General features: G+C 69.1%; 4 protein-coding genes. 3 read left to right on the top strand and 1 reads right to left on the bottom strand.

Going from position 1 to position 3184, the window contains the following annotated elements; translation table 11 throughout:
• A partial coding sequence (locus PKH97_RS15385) for a galactokinase family protein (protein WP_324388480.1) occupies positions 1-469 on the bottom strand: 469 nt, incomplete at its 3' end.
• A 34-nt stretch (positions 470-503) separates the two neighbouring features.
• On the opposite strand from PKH97_RS15385, the gene trpS reads away from it, so the two are divergent.
• The 3 genes from trpS to PKH97_RS15370 form a co-directional block, all read left to right on the top strand.
• Entirely contained in the window at positions 504-1538 is a 1035-nt protein-coding gene (trpS, locus tag PKH97_RS15380) for a tryptophan--tRNA ligase (protein ID WP_324388479.1), read from the top strand.
• Between the two features lie 21 nt (positions 1539-1559).
• Positions 1560-2084 carry a 2'-5' RNA ligase family protein gene (locus tag PKH97_RS15375; protein WP_324388478.1) on the top strand — a complete coding sequence of 175 codons (525 nt, stop codon included), beginning with the start codon at positions 1560-1562 and terminating at the stop codon, positions 2082-2084.
• Positions 2085-2098: 14 nt separating this feature from the next.
• The coding region (locus PKH97_RS15370; protein WP_324388476.1) for a YihY/virulence factor BrkB family protein at positions 2099-3184 on the top strand (1086 nt) is incomplete at its 3' end.

Here is a 3184-nt window from a genome sequence, read left to right as displayed (position 1 = left end):
CCAGCGCGGCCAGCCGCGCCCGCGCGTCGTCGTCCGCGAGCAGCCCCAGGTCGTAGAGGTCCGACAAGGCCGCCCCGGCCGCGCACTCGATGGCCGCCGAGCTGGACAGCCCCGCGCCCAGTGGAACCTGCCCGTCGAGCAGGATGTCGGCACCGCCCACCGGCAGGCCGGCCTCGCGCAGCGCCCACGCCACCCCCAGGACGTAGGCCGCCCACCCCTCGATCCGTCCGGGCCCGATGTCCGCCAGGGCCATCTCGACCACGCCCTCGGCCTGCAGCGACGCCACGCGCAGGCGGGCGTCGTCGCGGGGTGCTGCCGCGGCATACGTGCGCTTGGACAGGCCGACCGGCAGGGCCAGGCCGCCGTTGTAGTCGGTGTGTTCACCGATCAGATTGACGCGTCCGGGTGCCGACCACACCCCCGCCGGGGGGCGGCCGAAGGCGGACTCGAAGGCAGCGGCGAGCGTCATACGTGGCAGCTTAGGTCTCGGGCAGCGACCTAGAATGCCGACCATGCCCACCGACCCGACGCTCGCCCCTGCGCGTCCGCGCATCTTCTCGGCCATGCAGCCGACGAGCGACTCGCTCCACCTCGGCAACTACCTGGGCGCGCTGGTCAACTGGGTCAAGCTGCAGGACGACTACGACGCCTTCTACGGCGTCGTCGACCTGCACGCGCTGACCGTCCAGACCGATCCCGAGGTCCTCCGCGCGCGCACGCGACGCACCGCCGCACAGTTCCTTGCGGGCGGCGTGGACCCTGCGCGCTCGACGCTGGTGCTCCAGAGCTTCGTCACCGAGCACACCGAGCTGTCGTGGCTCCTGGCCTGCCACACCGCCTTCGGTGAGGCCAACCGGATGACCCAGTTCAAGGACAAGGTCGCCAAGGGCCAGACGGCAAACGTCGGCCTCTTCACCTATCCCATCCTGATGGCCGCCGACATCCTGTTGTATGACGCGAACCTCGTCCCGGTGGGCGAGGACCAGCGCCAGCACCTGGAGCTGACCCGCGACCTGGCCGAGCGGGTCAACGCGCGCTTCCCCGAGACCTTCGTCGTCCCCGAGCCCTATATCGTCAAGGGCAGCGCCAAGATCCAGGACTTGCAGGACCCAACCGCCAAGATGTCGAAGTCGATCTCGGCCGATCTCGGCCTGATCGACCTGATGGACGACCCTAAGCGGATCGTGAAGAAGATCAAGTCCGCCGTGACCGACACCGAGAGGGAGATCCGCTTCGACCCCGAGAACAAGCCGGGCGTCTCGAACCTGCTCGTCATGCACTCGACGCTGTCCGGCACGACCGTGGCGGACTTGGAGCGGGCCTTCGAGGGCAAGGGCTATGGCGACCTCAAAGCCGAGGTTGCCGATGTCGTCGTCGCCGCCATCGAGCCCTTCCAGTCCCGGATGGCCGAGCTGCTCGCCGACCCGGCCGAGATCGACCGGCTCCTTGCGGAGGGGTCGGCCAAAGCTCGCCTGGTGGCCGCTGACGTGCTCGAACGCTTCCACGACCGGCTGGGCCTGCTCCCGCGCCGGGCCTGACGGCGGGTAACCTCCTTCTCCATGCCTACGATCGGTGTTGCTGTCGACATCCCCGAGCCGTTCGGTAGTTATCTGCAGGAGCGCCGCGAGCATTTCGGCGACCCCTTGGCGTATGCCATCCCGCCCCACATCACCCTGCTGCCACCCACCGAGGTCGCCGAGGATGAGCTAGCGGCGGTCGAGGCCCACTGCGTCGCGGTTGCCGCGGCTGCGGACGCGTTTACCGTCGAACTGACCGGGACGGGGACCTTCCGCCCGGTCTCGCCGGTCGTCTTCGTCCGAGTGACCCGGGGTATGGACGAGTGCGCCCGAATGGAGCAGGCGATCCGCTCCGGTCCGATCGAGCGGCCGCTCGACTTCGACTACCACCCGCACGTCACCATCGCCCACCACGTCAGCGAGGCCCAACTCGACGTCGCCGAGGCCGGGCTGGCAACTTTCACGGGTGCTTTCGTCGCTCGGGCCGTCCATCTCTACCACCATGGTGCCGACGAGATCTGGCGACCGGTGGTCGCCTTCGAACTGGGGCGGCAGACGGCGCCGTAGAGAAGGGGGCGGCGATGGACGCGATCAAGAAGGTGTGGGCGCGGGTTCAGGCCTGGGCGCCTATGCGGGCCTACCAGCGCTACAGCAAGGCCAACGGCAGCCTGCTCGCGGGCGGCGTCGCCTATTTCGCCTTCTTCTCGATCTTCCCCGCGGTCGCCTTGGCGTTCACCGTCTTCGGCCTGGTGCTGCGCAACAACCCCGAGATCCTCGACCAGATCCGCGACGCCATCAACGGGCAACTGCCCGGCTTCGTCCAGGACGCCAACGGCAAGAACGGCATCATCCCCATCTCCGCCCCTAGCGGCGCCGCCCTGAGCGTGACGGCGATTGTCGGGTTCGTCGGCCTGATCTGGGCGGGCATGGGCTGGCTCGGCGCCCTGCGCTCGGGCATCCGTCAGATCTTCGGCACCCAGGATCCCGGCGGCAATTTCGCGCTGGTGCTGCTGCGCAAGTTCGGGGTGCTCCTCCTGCTCGGCGTCGGCGTCGTCGTAGCGGCCGCCGTGAACACCATCGCCAATGCCGTGGCCTCCACCTTTGCCTCGTGGATCGGCATCGGGGACCAGGCCTGGGTGGTGACCGTCGTCGGGCTCCTGGCCTCGGTGCTGGCCAACACGCTCCTGGTGGCGCTGATGCTGCGCGTCCTGTCAGGCGTGGACCTGCCCTGGGCCGGCCTGCGCAATGGCGCGATCTTCGGCGGCGTGGGTATGACCATCATCCAGACCTTCGCCTCCCGCCTGATCGCCAATGCGACGAGCAATCCATTGCTCGCGTCGGTCGCCGTCGCGGTCGGTCTGCTGGTTTTTATGAACTTCATCTCCCAGGTGATGCTCTTGTCGGCCTCGTGGGCGGCCAATGACTTGGACTCGCGCAATGCAGCGGCCGCGACGGTCAGCGAGGGGGAGCGGCGCAAGCTCACCGAAGGGCCGATGACGCGGTCCCAAGCGGTCGCCGCTGGCAGCGCAGGCGCCGCTGCGGCTGGTCCGGGTGTGGGCTCGGTCTTGCCCGAAGACCCGGCGGCGCGCGCGGCCCTCCTCGACGAGCTGAACGCGGCGCTGGGGGGAACGCCCGAGGTGTTGCCGGGGTGCGAGCTGATGTTCAGC

The organism is Nostocoides sp., from assembly GCF_035343835.1.
GTDB lineage: Bacteria > Actinomycetota > Actinomycetes > Actinomycetales > Dermatophilaceae > Nostocoides_A > Nostocoides_A vanveenii.
The sequence above is the reverse complement of the archived record's forward strand: the minus strand, read 5'-3'. Positions and strand labels throughout refer to the sequence as shown.